This is a genomic window from Agrobacterium sp. AGB01 (assembly GCF_014851585.1).
Classification (GTDB): domain Bacteria; phylum Pseudomonadota; class Alphaproteobacteria; order Rhizobiales; family Rhizobiaceae; genus Agrobacterium.
This window is the reverse complement of sequence record NZ_JACVAB010000009.1, coordinates 174,902-193,960: the sequence shown is the minus strand read 5'-3', so window position 1 is coordinate 193,960 and position 19,059 is coordinate 174,902. Positions and strand designations below refer to the sequence as shown.

Here is a 19,059-nt window from a genome sequence, read left to right as displayed (position 1 = left end):
ATAGGGACCCGACATGAACCGGCCGCACTACAGCCACGCCATTCAACGATTGGGCATTCTGAAAGATCTTAGCGCTTACGATCCGCATGTGGCTGGCACACCGCCGCTGGGTGTGCACACCGACACCAGCGACATTGATATATTGTGCTGTGCGCCTGACGCTGCCGTGTTTCTTGACACTATAGTGTCTCTCTACAGCAACCACGCCGGGTTCAGTTGTTGGCAATGGGTGTCCGGTGACCGGCCATTGATTGCCAATTTTCAAGCTGATGGTTGGGAATTTGAAATCTATGCCAGCCCCCAGCCAGTAAAACAGTAGGCAGGATGGCGGCACTTTACCATTGAACAGCGGTTGCTTGCTTTGGGCGGCGAGACTTTCAAAGCAAAGATCATGTCACTGCGTAGTGAAGGCTACAAAACCGAACCGGCCTTCTGGGCTGCACTTGGAATGCGGGGCGATGCTTACGCCGGGATGTTAAAACTCTGTGATGACACAGATGAAGCTCTTGTCGACAGACTTAAACAGGCTGGCTTTTCTTAACGCACAAGTGCCGCGCAACTGTATTTTTCTGTCATTTGTTACGATTTGTATCGTTTTGCTACGGTCCAACATGACAGACGTGCCATTTAGACTCGTTATCCCGCGTTTGTTGCGTTCAAAACTTAAGAAAAAACGTCGTCGCTTAAAATTGTAGTGAATTACTACAACCCATTTCAACTGATGGTGGGCATATTGCCCTCAACAGCACGCAAATGACGAGCGTGGACTAACAGGCATGAAGCCACTTTCTAAACTCTATACTTCATCTATTCTTTTAGAGAGAACAACATGCTTAGCATTACCGCCAACATTCCATCCCTGAACGCCCAGGCCAATCTTCAGCGCAGCAACGCCAGCATTGCCAACTCGCTGTCGCGCCTGTCTTCAAACCTGCGTGTCAACACAGCGCAACAAGCCCCAGTCCTGCCGCCAAAGGCCGACAATTCCGCAGCAACTGCAGTACAGGAAGCCGTTAGCAAGACGCAGACCGAGGAAGCCAAGCTCGGCAACGCGAACGAGATCTTGAACAGAATGACCACCCTGGTTCAGACGGCTGCCGGCGACAACACATCCGCTACCGACCGCGATGCAATCAACAAGGAACTTTCCGACCTGAAGGGTGAGTTGAAGACGATTTCTGGTAGCACCAGCAGCGACGCATTGTCCAAGTCCTATGACGGCGGAAATGGCACCTCCTACAGCCTGGTGGGTGGCGCCGGTTCGCGTGACATCAGTATTTCTGCATCGACAACGGCTGACGACTATGCCGGCATGCTGACAGCGCTCGGCAACGCTCAGGACGGTGTTTCAGCAGCCCGCGCCAGCAACGGTGCCGCGCTTTCAGCAGCAACGCAAAACTACACAGACAGCGTGGCAAGTTCTGCCAAAAGCTCAGGCCTTGCTGTGCGTGACGTTGCGCCACTAGACCGCAGTGAACTGTTGGCGTTCGCCACTTCGGCTTCGGAAGCGATGTCTGCAGCCAGACTTTCGATGGGCAATTCCAGCATCGCCCTCATTCAGGCAGCACTTCTGCGCGGCTAACACCTGCAACAGATAAACATGAGAATGCGTGAGCGACCCTCACGCATTTTTTTTGCGTTTTTGGCTCATCATTGGCGTTCAGGTGTGGCAGACTTGCAGTAAGAGACGTGTGCGGGAGACTGGCTGCGGCAAGCCACTTTCAGGTCTGGCGACAGTCGCAAAGGATTGTGCAGTGAGCGAAAAACCACCTGTGCTGCTTTCCGGCGGCAACCCGCAAATCGCAAAGGGCGATGGCGACGCACCGGTGCAGGCTTACATAGCCGCCATGCCCGGCTGGAAACAGGGCGTCGGGCAAAAGCTCGATGCAATCATTACGTCAGTGGTGCCTGATGTTGCCAAGAAGGTGCGCTGGAACACGCCATTTTATGGCGTCGGTGACGGCATCTCGTTCGTGGCGTTTCACTGCATGACCCGCTATATCAAGGTGACATTCTTTAAGGGCACCGACCTGACGCCTGTGCCCAAACACACTTCCAAGCAGTTCGGTGTGCGCTATTTCCACATCGATGAGCCCGGCGCCTTTGACGAGGCGCAGTTTACGAACTGGGTGAAACAGGCAAGTGTCTTGCCGGGCGAGAAGATTTGAGGTGGTGTGAGGGTCCGGACCCTTCACCTGAAAAATCTATCACTTAGCGAGCTAAGGACGTGATTTTTCTTCCTCTCCCACAGGGGTAGAGGTAAGGGCGCCAGTGGCACGGCAACCGGCTTATCTCTCCCCTTGTGGAAGGGAAAGCGATTTCAAAATCTTGGGACGAAGCCATAAGTGTTAGAAATCGCAAGTGAGGGGTCTATTTCACAAGCCCTGAAGCATGTGACAGAATGGAAAGACAAACAAAGTCGAGATTGCGTTCGATCTCGTCATTCCAGAACCGCAGGGTCGTAAAACCTTGCTCACGGAAAAATGCATCACGCTGACGGTCTGCATCGCTTAGCGCGTGTTGAGAGCCATCGACCTCGACAATCAATCTGGCATCGAAGCAGACGAAATCGAGAATGCAGTTGTGCATCGGCACCTGCCGGCGGAACTTCAAGCCCTCCAGTTTGCCGCCACGAATGACCTGCCACAACATGTTTTCCGCTAGCGTTGAATCCTTGCGCATCGTCCTGGCACGCAGGCGATTTACGGGCGGCGGCTGGTGATGATGTGCCATGCGTCGGTCTCAGTTGTATCGGCGCAGGATGAAATCTTTCGTTGCAGAAATCAACATAGGCTCAGCTTGGAAATTTATGACTTGGCAGGCTTGGAAAGCACCAACCCCTCACCAAGAAAATCTACGACTTAGCTGAAGCTAAGACCGTGATTTTCTGTCCTCTCCCACAAGGGTAGAGGTAAGGGCGCCAGCGGCACGACATTACCTTAATCAGGAACGCTCAAGATGCGCCTCAAGGGGGCGGGCCCCACCCATCTCTCCCCTTGTGGGAGAGAAAGCGATTTCAACATCTTAAGGTGCAGCCATAAGTGTTAGAAATCGCAAGTGAGGGGTCACGTTCAAGTCGATACCTAAGCGTTATGAGCGCCACGTAAAACCTACCCCTCACCTGAAAAATCTATCACTTAGCGAGCTAAGACGATGATTTTTCTTCCTCTCCCACAGGGGTAGAGGTAAGGGCGAAAACCCGCCCCCTTGACACCACCCCCAAACTGGCTCTCATTTCAGTTCCGTTTTCACACATAAGGTGGGCCAGTTGGTGCAGGGTAACAACAAGGTGGGCACGGCGCGGGGCATTTATCTTGGCCTGCGCCAGCAGATTGCCAGCGGCGTTTACGCCCCGGGTGCCAGCCTGCCGTCCAGCCGGGCGCTGGCGGAAGAGTTGGGCGTTTCGCGCACCACCGTGACCACCGCATTCGAGCAGCTGATATCAGAGGGCTATGTGCTGGTGCGCCAGGGCGCAAGGCCTGTGGTTAACGACAACATGGCCGGCGATGATGGCGAGGTGCCCCACAAGGCCAGCGCCACCACACCGGGCCTTTCCGCCTATGCCGAGCGCACCATGGCACTGCCGCAAAGCCACCTGCCCGCCCGGCCCGGCCTGCGCTACGACTTTCGTTACGGCGATGTGTCACCGGATGATTTTCCCAAACTGGCATGGCGCAAGGCGCTGACATCGGCCGTTTTGACCCGGCGCGAGCGACTGGGTTACGGCGACCCCGCCGGCAGCGAAGCGCTGCGGCAGGCCTTGCAGGGTTATCTGTGGCGGGCACGCGGCATAAATTGCGATTACAGGCAGATTGTTGTCGTCAATGGTTCACAACAGGCGCTGGATCTGTGTGCGCGGGCGCTGGTGAACCCCGGAGACCGGGTTGTGGTGGAAGAGCCCTGTTACGCCATGGCGCGCAATGTGTTCACAACCATCGGCGCGGAGCCATTGCCGGTGGCCTGTGATGGTGACGGCATAGACACCACACAACTGCCGCAGCCCGGCCAACACCGTCTGGCCTTCGTGACACCCAGCCACCAGTTTCCGCTGGGCGGCGTGTTGTCTGCCGGGCGGCGGCGCGAGCTTGTCGACTGGGCAGAAAGTGGCAACGCTTATATTCTCGAAGATGATTATGACGGCGAGTACCGTTATGACGTGCGGCCGATTGCGCCGCTATATCTTTCTGGCCGTGGCCGGGTGATCTATATTGGCACCGTGTCCAAAACCCTGTCGCCGACGCTGCGGCTTGGTTACATGGTGCTGCCGCCGGGCCTTGTGGAACCGTTTACCCGCATAAAACAGCTGGTCGACCGACAAGCGCCGACCTTTGAGCAGGACGCGCTGGCGGCGCTGATTGAAAGCGGTGCCTATGAACGACATGTGCGCAAGATGCGGCGGCTGAATGGCGAAAGGCGCCAGGCGTTTCTCGACGTCATGCACGAGGTGTTTGGCGAGCGGGTGGAGATTGTCGGTACCTCGGCCGGCTTGCATGTGGTGGTGTGGTTCAACGGCTTGAAAACCAGCGACGAGGCAAGGCTGGCAGAGGCCGCTTTGCTGGCCGGCATTGGTATTTATCCGGTGTCGCGGCTTTACAGCGAAGCCTCTGAGCGGCGGGCCGGATTTGTGTTCGGTTACGCCACCATGCCAGTACAGAACATTCCACAGGGTGTGCGGCTGCTGGGCCGTGTGTTGGCGGCCTAGCCTTTTAAATACCGGCAGCCAACTGGACTGGTATTTTTATCGAAAACTGGCGCTTCTGGTCTGCCAGCCATCTGTTTATTGCTGCTTTAAACAAAGCCTGCACCCTGATTTCGGAACGCATCCATGCCCGTTGATATCAACCAGCTTCTGATTGTTTTTACTGCCTATATCATTGCCGCCGGCAGCCCCGGCCCCAGCAATATGCGCATTATGGGCGTTGCAATGAATGATGGCCGCAAGGCGGGTCTGGCCATTGCATCTGGCGTGGTCAGCGGCTCGATTTTCTGGGGGCTGATGGCGGCGTCAGGCGTCTCGGCGATTTTGAAAACCTATCCCGGCGCCATTGTTGGCCTGCAGATTTTTGGCGGGCTTTACCTGCTGTTTCTGGCCTTCAAGGCGGCACGCGCTGCGGCTGCGCCAGACCGGCCGGTGTCGCTGGACAGTGACCGGGTGGTGCCGTCCATGGGCGCGCTTTACCGGCGCGGCCTGCTGATGCACCTGATGAACCCGAAATCCATTCTGGCGTGGATTGCACTGATGACGCTTGGTCTTGGGTCGCAGGCCTCGACCACGGGTGTGGTGATTATTCTGGCCGGCTGCGCGGTGCTCAGCGTGACGATTTTCTGCGGTTACGCCATCGTGTTTTCCACCGGGCCGATGGTGCGGCTGTACCGCCGCGCCCGCCGCTGGATTGAAGGGGTGCTAGCGCTATCCTTCGGCCTTGCCGGTTTGAAACTTCTCCTGTCACGCATTTGAAAGCCAATTCCGATGTCGCTTTTTGAAGGCCTTTCGGCATTTCCCATCACGCCCACAGATGCAGCTGGCCGGGTGGACACAGACGCGCTGGCGCGCATTCTGACCCGGATTCGTGACGCCAAGGTGCACTCGATTGGTCTGCTTGGCAGCACCGGCGGCTATGCCTTTTTAAGCCGCGAAGAACGCCGCCGAGCGGTGGACTGTGCCATGGACACCGTGGGCGACGACATTCCCGTCATTGTCGGGGTTGGCGCGTTGCGTACCGATGAGGCGCAGGCCTTGGCGCACGATGCCAAGACGGCCGGTGCAAACGGCTTGTTGCTGGCGCCGGTGTCCTACACGCCGCTGCGCGATGAGGAAGTCTACGCGCATTTTGTAGCAGTGGCTGAGGCAGGCCAGTTGCCCATGGCCATCTACAACAATCCCGGCACCACACGTTTTACCTTTCCACGGGCGTTGATTGCGCGCCTGGCAGAACTGCCCAACATCGTTGCCGTGAAAATGCCCCTGCCCGATGGCGATGATTTTGCCGGTGAACTAGCGGCCATCAGGGCCGCCACGCCCGCATCCTTCAAGGTGGGATATAGCGGCGACTGGGGCTGCGCCGCCGCGCTTTTGGCCGGTGGAGACAGCTGGTATTCCGTCATTGCCGGGTTGCTGCCGGTGGAAACACTGACCCTGGCGCAAGCATCACTGGATGGTGATAGCGTGAAGGCCGGTCAACTCAATGCCGCCTTTGCACCGCTCTGGGCGCTGTTCAAGGAGTTTGGCAGCTTCCGGGTGATGTTTGTGATTGCCGAACTATTGGGCCTTGGCACATTTGCCCCACCACTGCCGATCCTGCCGCTGGATGACGATGCGCGGTTGCGGGTGAAGGCCGCGTTGGAGAGTGCGCAGGCACAGTAAGTTCTTACTCAGAAGGCTAGAGGGGAATTTGTGGGACCGTCAGTGTCAAACAATAGTCGTTATAGAGGTAATGACCCCTCACCTGAAAAATCTATGACTTAGCTAAAGCTAAGACCATGATTTTTCTTCCTCTCCCACAGGGGTAAAGGCGCCAAGCCTCACCGTTTCATTTCATCAGCAACGTTTAAGACGTGCCTGATGGGTGCTGATTTGCTCGATGCGTGCAGCGCCCACCCATCTCTCCCCTTGTGGGAGAGAAAGCGATTTCAACATCTTGGGACGAACGTGCCAAGTGTTAGAAATCGCAAGTGAGGGGTGAATTCTTTGCCTCAGCGCTACGCGCATTGGGCAACCCCAACCACCCTCAGCAAGCACGAGGCTTGAGGGCTGGGTGGAGCAACGTCAACGTCAAATCATCAGTTGTGGGAAATGAACCGAGGCGGCATTAGACCCCATCATCCCGACGCGAGAATGCCGTCCAGTCAACTACCCATGCAACAACATTGATGGTCAAGGCGCTGACTGCAAGCACACCATACCAGCTTGGGTCCGCCTGTTTGATGTGGACAGTAATCGCAAGGCCAGACAGGATAATGGTCGAGACAACAGTGGTTGTCAGACTTTCCACAGCAGTCGGCGGCTCGGAGCAGGTTTTGAGATTACAAACCCGCATGATCAGCCGCGCCATGCCAATGGCCGACCTCTTGGCAATGAAAAAATACAGCCTGCGGCGGTACTTTATCAAGAAGATGCCATCGGCGCAGAACATCACGACGAGAAAAATCTCGAAAGCTCCGCTATGGCCCTGCCAAATCCTGAAAACAGAAACCAAGGCGACGACAAAAATAACTGGCAAAAGCGTGCGGTCATACACTGGCATTTACAAAAAGCCCGACGTCACAAAAAGGGGTTCATCCGATATCTGTCGTGCCATCACGATGTTTCATCCGGCCAGTTCGGGTTTGGCTTGCCGACCAGCCACACCGTGACGACGCAGGCGACCCATGCCACTGCGAGGAACGCGAAAACGCCGGACTTCGCCTCCAGGAAATAAGCAATCAGCGCGACCAGAGACAGGACGATACTTCCGACAACGGTTTCGCTAATGCGTTCACGTCGCGTCAGGGCTCTGGTGCGTGGCTTGAGATTAAACGTCCTGATCACAAATTTGAGAACTGGTGTCAGGGCTTTTTGCAACAAAACATCTTGCGGCATGAGTTTACCTGTCGCCGTATGTTTGATCTTGTAAACAAAGGCAAAACCAATGGGGATGATAGCCAAGACGGCAACAGGAAAACCCAAGGCCGCCATCATGATAATGATTGCCAAAACGGCGAAGAAAAAGAACGCGTAAGACAGCACGCGGCGCAGCCATGATGGCATATGGAAAACCAACCTCACTCAACCGAAGATAGATTTTCAACCTAGCGCCAAGACGTGCCATCGGTCTACAATTTGCGAAAATTGTAGCTACCGACAAATTGCAGCGAAAAAGCGTATCAGCCGTTCTGGACAAGCTCCAGATGAGCGTTGTTGCCCATCAAAATTATACAAATAAGGAAAAGCGCAATAAATACAGAGGCGGCAAAACCCGCATAGACCTTAGGTGACATTGTAACATACCCCCACAACCAAGGATAGATTTCAGAATTAACGCAAAGCGTGCAATTGGTCTAGTCCCCAAGCAAACTTTAATTTACGGGAGGTTGTATTGCAGTGTAATTCTCACCAGACTTGTCGTGCGTCATTGACCGCTACCACGCGGATTGTTGCAGGCCGTTCCAATCCGCCACCCAGGCGACATAGTTGATGGCCAGCACGACAAAAGAGTCTCGTCAGCCAAAGACTTGAGCGGGCCTCGATTCCTGTGACAGGTACAGGAAAGCGGGCCCGTTGGGGTGGCTGTCCGCGCACAAAGCCAATCATAGCGAAGTGGATTGACCGTACCGTTGAGAGGCCTGTCATACTCGGCGTCAATCATTATCTCGGCGTCATCCTCGCCCCTGTGGCGAGGATCTAACCACGCTGACCAGACATATTGCGGTTGCGGATAGGTGGTTAGATCCCAGGGACAGGCCCTGGGATGACGTCGAGTGGATGGAGCGGTCTGATCAAACCAAAACCCCTCACCTAAAAAATCTATCACTTAGCAAGCTAAGATGATGACTTTTCTTCCTCTACCACAAGGGTAGAGGTAGGGGTGCTGGTGGCGCCGCCCCAGCCTTGAGGTTATCGTATTTGGCTCGGTGGGTGCTCCAAACTCCCTCACCCCTGTCCTCGGGCTTGGCCCGAGGGATGTCACAGAGATCCAGGCCAGCCCAAGTCATTGGGATGAAAAGACTCTTCACGCCGCGCGGACGTGTGACGGCTGGATGCCCACAGCAAGCACGAGGCATGAAGGGTTGGCTGAAGTGGCCCTCAACGGCAAACAATGCTCCAACCATTTTCTGTGCGTCATCCTCGCCGCGGTAGTGAGGATCTAACTACGCTGACCAGACATGGTGCGGTTGCGGATTGGTGGTTAGATCTCAGGGACAAGCCCTGGGATGACGTAGAGTGGGTGGAGCGGTCTGACCACCAACCCTCACCCACGCTGGCGCAGTGCATCCACGACAACGGCCAGCGCCGGCGACATCTGCCGACGGCTGGGATAATAGAGATGGTAACCGGTAAAGGGTGGGCTCCAGTCTGTGAGCACGCTGACCAGACGCCCGGCGGCAATATGGTCCGCAACCAGATTTTCCGGGACATAGGCGATGCCGTAACCTTGCAGCGTGGCGTCAATCATCGCCACTGATGAATTGAAGGTCAGCTGCCCTTCCACCCGCACGCGAAGTTCACGGCCATCCTGTTCAAACTCCCAGGCGTAAAGACCACCCCATGTCGCCTGCCGGTGATTGATGCAGCTGTGGCCCACAAGGTCTTTGGGTGTTTCCGGCGCGGCATGGCGGGCAAAATAATCCGGGGATGCCACGGCAATCAGCCGCCAGTCCGGGCTGATGCGAACGGCGATCATGTCCTTGTCGACACTTTCGCCCAACCGAACCCCCGCATCAAAACGTTCCTCGACAATGTTGCGCATGCCGTTGTCGCTATAAAGCTCGACCTTGACGTCCGGATATCGCGACAGGACCTTGCCAAGCTTTGGCCAGACGGTGGTTTGCAATGCGTGGTCCGAAAGGGTCAGACGCACGGTGCCAGACGGCTTTTCCCGAAACGCCACCAGGTTCGCCAGATCGGCTTCGATGCCTTCAAACCGTGGCCCAATCGATAACAACAGACGCTCGCCCGCCTCTGTTGTGGCCACACTGCGGGTCGTTCTGGTCAGCAGGCGCACCCCAAGCCGCGTCTCAAGCTGCTTGATGGTGTGGCTGAGCGTGGATTGTGACGTGCCGAGCGTGGCAGCGGCCTTGGTGAAGCTCTGCTCTCTGGCAACTTCAACAAACCACAGCAGATCCTTCATGTCTTCGCGCAACATTGCTGGCCTCAATTCATATTGAATTTCGATAAGTCCATGCGGATTAGCATGGATTGCTCGAAAAGTCCTGCGCCAATATCTTTGTGTCACTGCGAGAGATCGGATTGGGCTGAGGACAACATCTGATGACACTGACCTATCATGAAGACATTGAAGGCAGACGCGCCGCCTGGAGTGCCGTGCTTTCCATGACGCTGTGCGTGTTCGTGCTGATTGCATCAGAGTTCATGCCGGTCAGTCTGCTGACGCCCATTGCCGTTGATCTTGGCGTATCGGAAGGCACGACCGGCCAGGCCATATCGGTGTCCGGCATCTTTGCCGTTCTGACCAGCCTGTTCATAGCCACCCTCACCCGCAGGCTGGACCGGCGTGTTGTGGTGCTGGGCCTGACGGGGCTGCTGATTATATCAGGCATTATCGTGACCATTGCGCCATCCTTTATCCTGTTGATGGTCGGGCGCGCGCTGCTCGGTGTGTCGATCGGTGGTTTCTGGGCCATGTCGACAGACATTGTCATGCGCTTGGTCTCTGCCCGCGAGGTGCCAAAGGCGCTGGCGCTGCTGAATGCGGGCAATGCCATTGCCGCCACCATTTCCGCGCCTCTTGGCAGCCTTCTCGGTGCCTATATCGGCTGGCGCGGCGCGTTCTTTCTGGTGGTGCCGATTGGGCTGCTTGCCTTGTTGTGGCAGTGGGTGCGGCTGCCTGCCCTTGCACCCCGGACTGACCGCCAATCGCACAATGTTTTCAGGCTGTTGTTGCGCGTGCCTGTTGCCACTGGCATGGCGGCCATACTGCTGCTGTTTATGGGCCAGTTTACGCTGTTTACCTATCTGCGGCCGTTTCTGGAGCAGGTCACGCAGGTCAGAATTGAAACCCTGTCGCTGTTCCTGCTGGTCATGGGCCTGTCGGGTGCGGCCGGAACGTGGATGATTGGCCGGCTTTTACAACACCGCCTGTTCAGCATTCTGGTGACAATTCCGTTGTTGATGGCCTGCAATGCCGGGGTGATGATTGCCCTTGGAGAACGGCCGGTTGCAGTATTTGCCTGCCTTATTGGCTGGGGTTTTCTGAGCACCGCAGCGCCTGTCGGCTGGGGTACCTGGCTAAGCCGCACACTGGCTGATGATGTCGAGGCCGGCGGCGGCCTGCAGGTGGCGGTCATTCAGCTGGCGATCACCGCCGGGGCATCGCTTGGCGGACTGGTATTTGATGCCCTTGGATGGCGCTCGACATTTTCGATGAGTGCACTGCTGCTATGCGGCTCATCGCTTCTGGCGCTTGTCGCATGGCGGGTGACACGGAGGCCAGCATGACCGCACGCATTTCTCAAACCAAAAGACGGGCGCTGCTGGCCACTATTCTTGCCGCCTCCACTTTCCCCTGCCGCGCCTTCAGCCAGCGCAGCCCCGACAAAGAGACCAACAGACAGGAGCAGATGGGCATGAGGATAAAGCTGAGTTTTGCAAACCGCACCATGACGGCAACGCTGCATGACAATGCCTCGGCGCGCGACTTTGCATCCATGCTGCCGCTGGACCTGACGATCAGCGACTTTGGCGGCAATGAAAAGATTGCCTATTTGCCGCGCAAGCTGACGACAGAAGGTCATGGCCCCTTCGACAACGAACAGCCGTTTGACCTTTGTTATTACATGCCGTGGGGCAATCTGGCGATGTTCCACGGTGCCTACAAACATCCGGGCCTGATCCGCCTTGGCCGTTTTGATGATGGTTTTGAGGCACTTCGTGTGCCCGGCGAATTTGCGCTGCGCATTGAGCGCATCGGTTAAATCCAACCCCTTTTGCCCCCTTCCACGACACAGGAGACTTGCCATGAGCAACGATAAGCAGACCACCACCGGCGCAAACACCAGCCGCCGAAACCTGATGAAGGTCACCGCGCTGACTGCGGCAACCATGAGCCTGTTGCCCATGGCGGCGGGCGTGACACCGGCGCTGGCGCAGGACAATGCATGGGACAAGGTGTTTCCCAAAAGCGAAAATGTGGACCATCAGAAGGTGTCGTTCAAAAACCGCTACGGCATAACACTGGCCGGTGACTTGTACCTGCCAAAGAACCGCACAAGCGCACCTTTGGCCGCTCTGGTCATCAGCGGGCCGTTTGGCGCGGTCAAGGAACAGTCGTCAGGCCTTTATGCCCAGACCATGGCAGAACGCGGTTTTGCAGCGCTGGCCTTTGACCCGTCCTACACTGGTGAAAGCGGTGGGGAGCCGCGCAACATCGCCTCGCCCGATATCAACACTGAAGATTTCAGTGCGGCGGTGGATTATATCGGCCTGCAAAGCTTCGTCGACCGCGAGCGGATTGGCGTTATCGGCATTTGCGGCTGGGGCGGCATGGCGCTGAATGCAGTTGCTGCGGACAAGCGCGTCAAGGCCGTGGTGGCCAGCACCATGTATGACATGACCCGCGTCATGTCCAAAGGCTACAATGACAGCGTGACACTGGAGCAGCGCACCCAGACACTGGAGCAACTGGGCCAGCAGCGCTGGCTGGATGCACAAAACGGTACCCCTGCCTACCAGCCGGCCTATAACGCCGAAATCACGGCGGATTCACCGCAGTTCATGATCGATTACCATGATTATTACAGCACGCCGCGTGGGTATCACGCCCGGGCGGTCAACTCTGGCAACGCATGGTCGCGCACCACGCCGCTGTCCTTCATGAACATGCCGATCCTGACCTATATTGCCGAGATTTCTCCGCGCCCGGTGATGCTGGTGCATGGCGAAAACGCCCATTCGCGTTACTTCAGCGAAACGGCGTTTGCCGCCGCTGCCGAGCCGAAGGAACTGGTGATCGTGCCGGATGCTAACCACACGGATCTCTATGACCGGATGGACAAGATCCCGTTTGACCGGATTGCCGATTTCTTCGGGCAACATTTGGCGTGACTATGCGGTGAGATGGTTGGGTTAGCGGCACAACACAACCCCTCATCTGAAAAATCTATCACTTAGCAAGCTAAGACCATGATTTTTCGTCCTCTCCCACAAGGGTAGAGGTTGGGTGCCGAGTGACGCCATAACCTCCCACATTCCCGCGCTTGTTGCGGCAATCTAGTCATCCCCAGTCTTGGGGATGAAAAGACTCTTCACGCCGCGCATACGCGCGTCGGCTGGATGCCTGTGACAAGCACAAGGCATGAGGAGAGTTTGTTGGATCGCCAGTGTCAAGCAATTGACTACGTGCAAATACACGAACCCCTCACCTGAAAAATCTATCACTTGGCAAGCTAAGACCATGATTTTTCGTCCTCTCCCACAAGGGTAGAGGTAAAGGCGCAAGTGGCGCCGTTCCACCCCACGCTTTCGTTTGCCGTGCAGTGCTGCTAACCATTGTGCGTCAACCAGCAAGGAACCTACACCGCCATGTCCACCCGCCCTATCGTCCTCGTTACCGGCGCCAGCAAGGGAATAGGTGCTGCAACGGCCGTTGCCTTTGCCAAGGCCGGTTATGACGTCTGCGTCAATTACAACAGCGATGCCGAGGGTGCGAGCGAGACGGTGGAACGCTGCAAATCTGAGGGCGCAAGGGCCATTGCCGCGCAGGCCGATGTCGCAGACCGTGATGCGGTGGCGCAGATGTTCCACAGTTGCGACAAGCTGCTTGGCCCCCTCTCCTGTCTCGTCAACAATGCCGGTGTCATTGGCGGCGCCAGCACCATTGCCAGCCTGAAGCCGGAAAGCCTCGTTGCCACTTTCGGCACCAATGTGTTCGGCATGGTCTATTGCATTCAGGAAGCGGTCAAACGCATGGCGACCGACCAGGGCGGTGATGGTGGTGCCATCATCAACATGTCGTCGATTGCCGCAAGCCTTGGCAGCCCCGGTGAATATGTGCATTACGCCGCCTCCAAGGGTGCAGTGGAAACCCTGACGATCGGTGCTGGCAAGGAACTTGGTCCGGTCGGCATCCGCGTCAATGCGGTGCGGGTTGGCACCACGGCAACCGACATGCACCAGCGTGAAGGCAACCCCGACCGGCCGGATATGGTGGCGCGGATGACGCCGCTTGGCCGCATTGCCCAGCCCGATGACATCGCCAATGCAGCACGCTGGCTGGCCTCACCGGAGGCGAAATTCGTGTCTGGCACCATATTGACGGTTGCTGGCGGGCTGGCACCGTAAGTCTCTCCCCGTCCATTGCTGCAGATGCGTCATGTAAGCTGGACTAGCTGTGCCATGTCGGATAGACCGGGCACATTCGAAACCCGGCATACAACCAAAACAGGATTTGACCATGGCTTTGCAGTTTTCCGGCGTATTGCTTGATCTGGACGGGCTTTTGCTCGACACGGAAAGACTGCAATTCGAGGTCGGTCCTGCCGTGCTCAAAGGCATGGGTTTTGAAGTGGCGCCAACGTTTTTTCATGCACTGGTCGGCGTGGACCGCGCCACCGGCGCCCGCATGATCAGCAAGGAACTGGGCGGTGACATTGATGGCGCAGCCCTTGACCGGGCATGGAATGAAGCCATGGATGAACGCATGCGCGACGCCATTCCGCTGCGCCCAGGCGTGCATGACTTTCTCGATATGCTGGATGAGCAGCAACTGCCACGCGCCATCGCCACCAACAGCGAGACGGACCGCGCCAAATGGAAATTGCAACATGCCGGCCTTTTGCACCGCATGAACGCGGTTATTGGCGTGGACATGGTAAAACGTGGCAAGCCTGCGCCTGACATCTACGTCATGGCAGCGGAAACATTGGGGCTGCGGCCTGAGCAATGCGTGGCGCTTGACGACAGCGACCTTGGCGTGCGCGCCGCAATCGACGCCGGTGTGGGAAAGGTTATCCAGATACCGGATATGGTGATGAGCCGTGACCTTTACGCCCACCATCAGGCCGGATCGCTGCAGGAAGCCACCAGTCTTATGGGATTTTAAGCGCTACCCTTTGAGGACGGGACCTGCCATCACGAAGGATATATGCGCCGATCACAGATCAGCGGCCAGATTGCGGGAAATCAGTTTCCGCCGTATAAACGCCTGAAATAAACTGCGCCGTCTTTGAGATTTAACCGGTCACGGAGTTTGCCATGCGTGTGGTTTTTGCCGCCTTTGTTTCGCTTATCATGTGTTGTGCGGCTTTGGCGCAAGATGTGCGCAATGAAACGATCCATTTCGCTGCGGGTGCATCTTCCGCCAGCCTCAAAGGCACCATCAAGGGACAGCAATCCGTGCGCTACGTTCTTGATGTAAAAAGCGGCCAGAACGTCAGCATCCAGCTGGATACCAGCAACAACAGCAATTATTTCAACGTGATGGCACCCGGCGCCGACACTGCACTGTTTAACGGCTCGATTGCCGGCGGCAGCACAAGCTTTACTGCTGGTGTTTCCGGCAAACACATTGTCGATGTTTACCTGATGCGCAATGCCGCCCGCCGCAACGAAACCGCGCAGTACACGCTGACGGTTTCCGCGCAGTAAACGACCCGTTCAGACGCCTGCCTTCATCTGCCACATCCGGCCGACCCGGCGTTGTGTTCGCCAGACGCTTTCTGCCATATTGATGGAGACTGTAACCGCCGCTGCCGAGAGATTCTTGAGAGCTGGCCCAAAGTGATGGAACGACCATGCCCCATATTTCCGTAAAGATGTTTCCCGGAAAGACTGAAGAGCAGAAGCAGGAATTTGCCGCCAAGGTGGTGGAAGCCGCCAAGGCGATTTTCGGCTCCACCGATGCATCGCTTTCGGTTGCCATTTCCGAGGTAGAGCCACCGGAATGGGACGCCACCGTTTATGGCCCCGACATAGCAGCCAATGAGGCCGCACTTTACAAACGCCCCGGTTACGGTGATCTGGCCAAGGCATAAATACCAAGGCCTGAGCCACAAATTTGATGTCAAAAGGCCACCACGAAACGGTGGCCTTTGTCATGTCAGACGGTAAGGTTGGTTCACGCTTGCGGGATTTTACGCACAAAACGTTGCTCCAGCACCTCGCGGCCCCACTGGCTGCCAGCATATTCCTCAACCAGCGCAAAACCTCTTGTTTCATAGAGGTGACGTGCAGCGTTGAGGCCGGCGAAGGTCCAAAGATGGGTTTCGGTAAAACCACTGGCGTCAACGAAATCCATCGCGGCATCCAGCAGCTTTTTGCCAGCACCGGTGCCGCGCAGCGCATCATCGGTGATGAACCAGCGCAGATGGGCAATGCCCTCGCCGAGATCTTCACCGTCAATGGCGACCGAGCCCCGCACCTGGCCGTCACGCATGGCGGCCCATATCCGGTTTTGCGGGTTTTCAAGACGGCCGCAGAACTCCGCCAGCCCGCCCGCGACCCGGCTTTCAAAGGCCTGACCGAAATCGCTGGTGCGGGCATAATAAAGCGCATGCATCTCGGTGATGCGGGCAATGATGCCTGGTCTATAGCCGGTGACAATCTCGACCGGGCTTGATTGTGGCTTGCGGTCTTCCGGCTTCTGATCTGATGGCAACAGCGCATCGGCGTAGAGCCTCATGCCCTCCAGCACCGTCTCATGCTGCCCTTGGTGCAGACGGCCAAGCGCCGAAGAGACCTGCGCACGGGCAAAGGCGTGAATGGATGCGACGCGCTGTTGTCCTGCCGGTGTCAGCGACAGGCGTTTGGTGCGGGTGTCTTCCTCACCGGCCGCTTCACGCACATCGCCTGCTTCCACCAGCTTGCGCAACATGCGGCTGACGCTTGATTTTTCCAGACGCAGGATGGCCGCCAGATCACGCGCCGTCATGCCGCCCTTTTCAATTTCAATCAACGCATGCACGGCCGAGGGTGGCAGATCGGTGCCGGCAAAATCACCGCCCATAAAACCGAGCTCCCGCACCAGATGGCGCGAGGTTGCGCGGATGTGATCAATAAGCTGACTTGCGGGTTCAACGGCCATGGCACGAACTTTCAATATAGTTGCATCATGCAACCATATGCGTGTTTCGATGGCGGTGGTCAATGATGATCATGAAAAATCGGAAAGACGAAGATAGCCTCAGTCCGGCATCAGATGTTTGGCGGTTTGCCGCACGGTTCGGCCGATGGCCGGGACCGTGCGGTGGTAGTGGGTGGCGGCAGGCCTAGAGGGTAAGTCCACCATCGATAGTCAAACTTGCGCCGGTCATGTAGGACGAACCGGAACCGGCGAGATAAGACACTACACCGGCAATTTCTGCGGGATCTGCCACACGTTTCAGCGGGCTTCTGGCCGACAGCATGTCGATGATACCGGCATTCATGTCAGTGTCGGTTGGGCCGGGCTGGACATTGTTGACGGTGATACGGCGCGGCGCAAGATCAAGCGCCAGACCCTTGACCATGGCTGCGACCGCGGCTTTGGTCAGCTGGTAGACACTGCTGCCGGGAAAACCAGTGCTGATGGCGACATTGGAGCCGATGGTGATGACCCGGCCGCCATCCTTCAAATGTGGCACAGTGGCCTGAATGGACAGGAAGACACCGCGAATATTGATGTCGAGCATCATGTTGAGCTCATCCAGGCTGACGGCGTCAACTGGATTGAGACGCAAAATGCCGGCATTGACCACCACCGTGTCTATATTCCCTAAGAGGTCAACCGTTTTGGCAACCGCCGACTGTATGGCCGCCGGGTCCGCACTGTCTGCCTGAATAGCGAAAGCGCGACCGCCCAGCGCTTCAACATGAGCCACCAGTTCATTGGCGCTGTCTGGCCGTGAGACGTAGGTAAAGGCGGTATCAAAACCATCCGCTACCAGCCGTTCGACCGCAGCGCGGCCAATGCCGCGCGCACCACCAAATACCAGAGCCGTTTTACGTTCATTGATCGTCATTCAGTTTCTCCTTTATTGACTGATCTGTCCATAATTATGCAAAATAAAACCTCTCGTCCTAGAGAGGTGTTTTTCAGGGTTTCAGGCGGGCAACAGCAAAACGTGCCATGCCCTTGAGATCATCGAGAGATGAACCAGCGCGTGCTGCCAACTGCATACCCGTCATCGTCATCTGGATGAAGGTAGTCGTTTGGTCGACATCGAGACTTTGATCCAGTTCTCCCAGTTTCTGCCCCTCTTCCACGCGTTCTCTGATGCGTTGGTGCAGCAATGAGCCGACCTTTTGCCGGCGGGTGTTCAGCGCCTCATCCGTCACGCCGAATTCACCCACCGAGCCAACGCCCATGCAGCCCAGCGCCCGTTCGGCATCATCATCGGCGACCAAGCCTGCCAGCAAGGCTTCGATGCCTTCAATGGGTGACGCAGGCTGTGTCAACCGTCTGACATGGCCGGAATTGGTGCGGCGCTGATAGGTGTCCAGCGCCTCCAGATAAAGCGTACGTTTGTCACCAAACGCGCCATAAAGACTTTGGCGGCCGATGCCCATGGCTTCGCGCAGATCATCGGTCGATGTCGCGGCAAATCCCTTTGCCCAGAACACCCTTAATGCCTTGTCCAGCGCCGCGTCGCGGTCGAATTCTCTTGGTCTCGCCATAGAATCAAACTAGGCATTATTGACACATCTGTCAATAATTATTTTTGGGACACTGAATTCTGTCACGGGCATTGATGGCGCGACACTGATCTGGCCGGATGGGCTGGTGGACTGAAACATGTTCAGGTGGTCACGAGGTTCAGGTTGCGCTGCCGTGCCTTGGTGGGGGCAGCACGGCAGCGCAACCCTGCGCCGATGCACTCAAGACACAGTCATGCGGCGCAAGACGTCAGATTTGAAATAGAAATGCTGGGCAAGAGCGCCTGCGACATGGGCACCGAGCAGCAGCCATAGGGCTGTTTTCAGTACCTCGGCATGTAGCGTGCCGGCGACATCAATGCCCATGTAATAGGCCATCATGCCTGAAATCGGCATGGCAAACAAAAGCGCGTAGAGCAGACCATGCACCAGCCCTGCCAGCCGGTGAATGATGGGCGGTTGGCCACGTGGCTGTGGCGGCACGCCTGATGTGATGCGGATGGCAAGCCGCACCGCAACCAGAAACAGAATGGCAATGCCAACCAGCGCATGAATATTGGCCGCTGATATATCTGCGGGTTGTGGCACCTGGCCGTGTTTGACCAAACGGTGCCAGGCATTCATGCCATCCGGCAACAACAGATTAAAGGCGACAAGGGCTGCGACACTCCAGTGGAGAAGTTTCTGGACGGTTGAGTAACTGCGCATGGGCGTGTTTCCGGGGAACGACTGCTTGTATTGCAGAGGTGACTGATGCGGCTGACACGAAGCTG

Annotated in this window: 20 protein-coding genes and 1 pseudogene; 13 read left to right on the top strand and 8 right to left on the bottom strand. The window is 56.8% G+C overall.

Annotated features, from left to right (window positions below; translation table 11 throughout):
* The first annotated feature begins 13 nt into the window (after positions 1-13).
* The 3 genes and pseudogenes from IB237_RS24720 (at position 14) to IB237_RS24710 (ending at position 2,168) form a co-directional block, all read left to right on the top strand.
* A pseudogene (locus IB237_RS24720) lies at positions 14-541 on the top strand (DUF4269 domain-containing protein).
* A 288-nt stretch (positions 542-829) separates the two neighbouring features.
* Positions 830-1,582 carry a flagellin gene (locus IB237_RS24715; protein ID WP_192491395.1) on the top strand — a complete coding sequence of 251 codons (753 nt, stop codon included), beginning with the start codon at positions 830-832 and terminating at the stop codon, positions 1,580-1,582.
* A gap of 172 nt (positions 1,583-1,754) precedes the next feature.
* On the top strand, positions 1,755-2,168 hold the full coding sequence (locus tag IB237_RS24710; protein ID WP_371815401.1) for a DUF1801 domain-containing protein: 414 nt from the start codon (positions 1,755-1,757) through the stop codon (positions 2,166-2,168).
* Between the two features lie 202 nt (positions 2,169-2,370).
* Here IB237_RS24710 and IB237_RS24705 read toward each other — a convergent pair whose 3' ends face one another.
* Positions 2,371-2,733, bottom strand: coding sequence for an endonuclease domain-containing protein (locus IB237_RS24705; RefSeq protein ID WP_192491394.1), 363 nt, complete (start codon positions 2,731-2,733; stop codon positions 2,371-2,373).
* A gap of 526 nt (positions 2,734-3,259) precedes the next feature.
* On the opposite strand from IB237_RS24705, the gene IB237_RS24700 reads away from it, so the two are divergent.
* The 3 genes from IB237_RS24700 to IB237_RS24690 all read left to right on the top strand — a co-directional run bounded on the left by IB237_RS24700 (position 3,260) and on the right by IB237_RS24690 (position 6,364).
* Positions 3,260-4,702, top strand: a complete 1,443-nt coding sequence (locus tag IB237_RS24700) for a PLP-dependent aminotransferase family protein (protein ID WP_192491393.1) — start codon at positions 3,260-3,262, stop codon at positions 4,700-4,702.
* A gap of 123 nt (positions 4,703-4,825) precedes the next feature.
* On the top strand, positions 4,826-5,458 hold the full coding sequence (locus tag IB237_RS24695) for a LysE family translocator (RefSeq protein ID WP_192491392.1): 633 nt from the start codon (positions 4,826-4,828) through the stop codon (positions 5,456-5,458).
* Positions 5,459-5,470: 12 nt separating this feature from the next.
* On the top strand, positions 5,471-6,364 hold the full coding sequence (locus IB237_RS24690; RefSeq protein WP_192491391.1) for a dihydrodipicolinate synthase family protein: 894 nt from the start codon (positions 5,471-5,473) through the stop codon (positions 6,362-6,364).
* A gap of 445 nt (positions 6,365-6,809) precedes the next feature.
* Here the strand turns inward: IB237_RS24690 and IB237_RS24685 are convergent, their stop codons facing one another.
* The 3 genes from IB237_RS24685 to IB237_RS24675 form a co-directional block, all read right to left on the bottom strand.
* Complete coding sequence (locus IB237_RS24685; protein ID WP_192491390.1) at positions 6,810-7,244, bottom strand: hypothetical protein; 435 nt, start codon at positions 7,242-7,244, stop codon at positions 6,810-6,812.
* 53 nt (positions 7,245-7,297) lie between these two features.
* The gene (locus IB237_RS24680) at positions 7,298-7,747 is read right to left on the bottom strand and encodes a hypothetical protein (RefSeq protein WP_192491389.1); all 450 of its coding nucleotides are present in this window, start codon (positions 7,745-7,747) and stop codon (positions 7,298-7,300) included.
* Between the two features lie 1,201 nt (positions 7,748-8,948).
* Positions 8,949-9,842, bottom strand: a complete 894-nt coding sequence (locus tag IB237_RS24675; protein ID WP_192491388.1) for a LysR family transcriptional regulator — start codon at positions 9,840-9,842, stop codon at positions 8,949-8,951.
* Between the two features lie 125 nt (positions 9,843-9,967).
* Here IB237_RS24675 and IB237_RS24670 point away from each other — a divergent pair, with 125 nt between their 5' ends.
* From IB237_RS24670 to IB237_RS24640, 7 genes are all read left to right on the top strand, one after another.
* Positions 9,968-11,155, top strand: coding sequence for an MFS transporter (locus tag IB237_RS24670; RefSeq protein WP_192491387.1), 1,188 nt, complete (start codon positions 9,968-9,970; stop codon positions 11,153-11,155).
* A complete protein-coding gene (locus tag IB237_RS24665; RefSeq protein ID WP_192491386.1) occupies positions 11,152-11,631 on the top strand; it encodes a cyclophilin-like fold protein in 480 nt (159 codons plus the stop codon). Before IB237_RS24670 ends, IB237_RS24665 begins: the two co-directional genes overlap by 4 nt.
* 43 nt (positions 11,632-11,674) lie before the next feature.
* Positions 11,675-12,760: an alpha/beta hydrolase gene (locus IB237_RS24660; RefSeq protein ID WP_192491385.1), complete on the top strand. Its 1,086-nt coding sequence runs from the start codon at positions 11,675-11,677 to the stop codon at positions 12,758-12,760.
* Between the two features lie 477 nt (positions 12,761-13,237).
* A complete protein-coding gene (locus IB237_RS24655; RefSeq protein WP_192491384.1) occupies positions 13,238-13,996 on the top strand; it encodes an SDR family oxidoreductase in 759 nt (252 codons plus the stop codon).
* Positions 13,997-14,108: 112 nt separating this feature from the next.
* Positions 14,109-14,756 carry an HAD family phosphatase gene (locus IB237_RS24650; RefSeq protein ID WP_192491383.1) on the top strand — a complete coding sequence of 216 codons (648 nt, stop codon included), beginning with the start codon at positions 14,109-14,111 and terminating at the stop codon, positions 14,754-14,756.
* Positions 14,757-14,908: 152 nt separating this feature from the next.
* A complete protein-coding gene (locus IB237_RS24645; protein WP_192491382.1) occupies positions 14,909-15,301 on the top strand; it encodes a DNA breaking-rejoining protein in 393 nt (130 codons plus the stop codon).
* A gap of 146 nt (positions 15,302-15,447) precedes the next feature.
* Entirely contained in the window at positions 15,448-15,687 is a 240-nt protein-coding gene (locus tag IB237_RS24640) for a tautomerase family protein (protein WP_192491381.1), read from the top strand.
* Between the two features lie 83 nt (positions 15,688-15,770).
* Here the strand turns inward: IB237_RS24640 and IB237_RS24635 are convergent, their stop codons facing one another.
* The 4 genes from IB237_RS24635 to IB237_RS24620 all read right to left on the bottom strand — a co-directional run bounded on the left by IB237_RS24635 (position 15,771) and on the right by IB237_RS24620 (position 18,994).
* Complete coding sequence (locus tag IB237_RS24635; protein WP_192491380.1) at positions 15,771-16,736, bottom strand: helix-turn-helix domain-containing GNAT family N-acetyltransferase; 966 nt, start codon at positions 16,734-16,736, stop codon at positions 15,771-15,773.
* A gap of 184 nt (positions 16,737-16,920) precedes the next feature.
* Complete coding sequence (locus IB237_RS24630) at positions 16,921-17,652, bottom strand: SDR family NAD(P)-dependent oxidoreductase (protein WP_192491379.1); 732 nt, start codon at positions 17,650-17,652, stop codon at positions 16,921-16,923.
* A 73-nt stretch (positions 17,653-17,725) separates the two neighbouring features.
* Entirely contained in the window at positions 17,726-18,307 is a 582-nt protein-coding gene (locus tag IB237_RS24625) for a TetR/AcrR family transcriptional regulator (protein WP_192491378.1), read from the bottom strand.
* 201 nt (positions 18,308-18,508) lie between these two features.
* The gene (locus IB237_RS24620; protein WP_192491377.1) at positions 18,509-18,994 is read right to left on the bottom strand and encodes a cytochrome b; all 486 of its coding nucleotides are present in this window, start codon (positions 18,992-18,994) and stop codon (positions 18,509-18,511) included.
* Between the last annotated feature and the right edge of the window lie 65 nt (positions 18,995-19,059).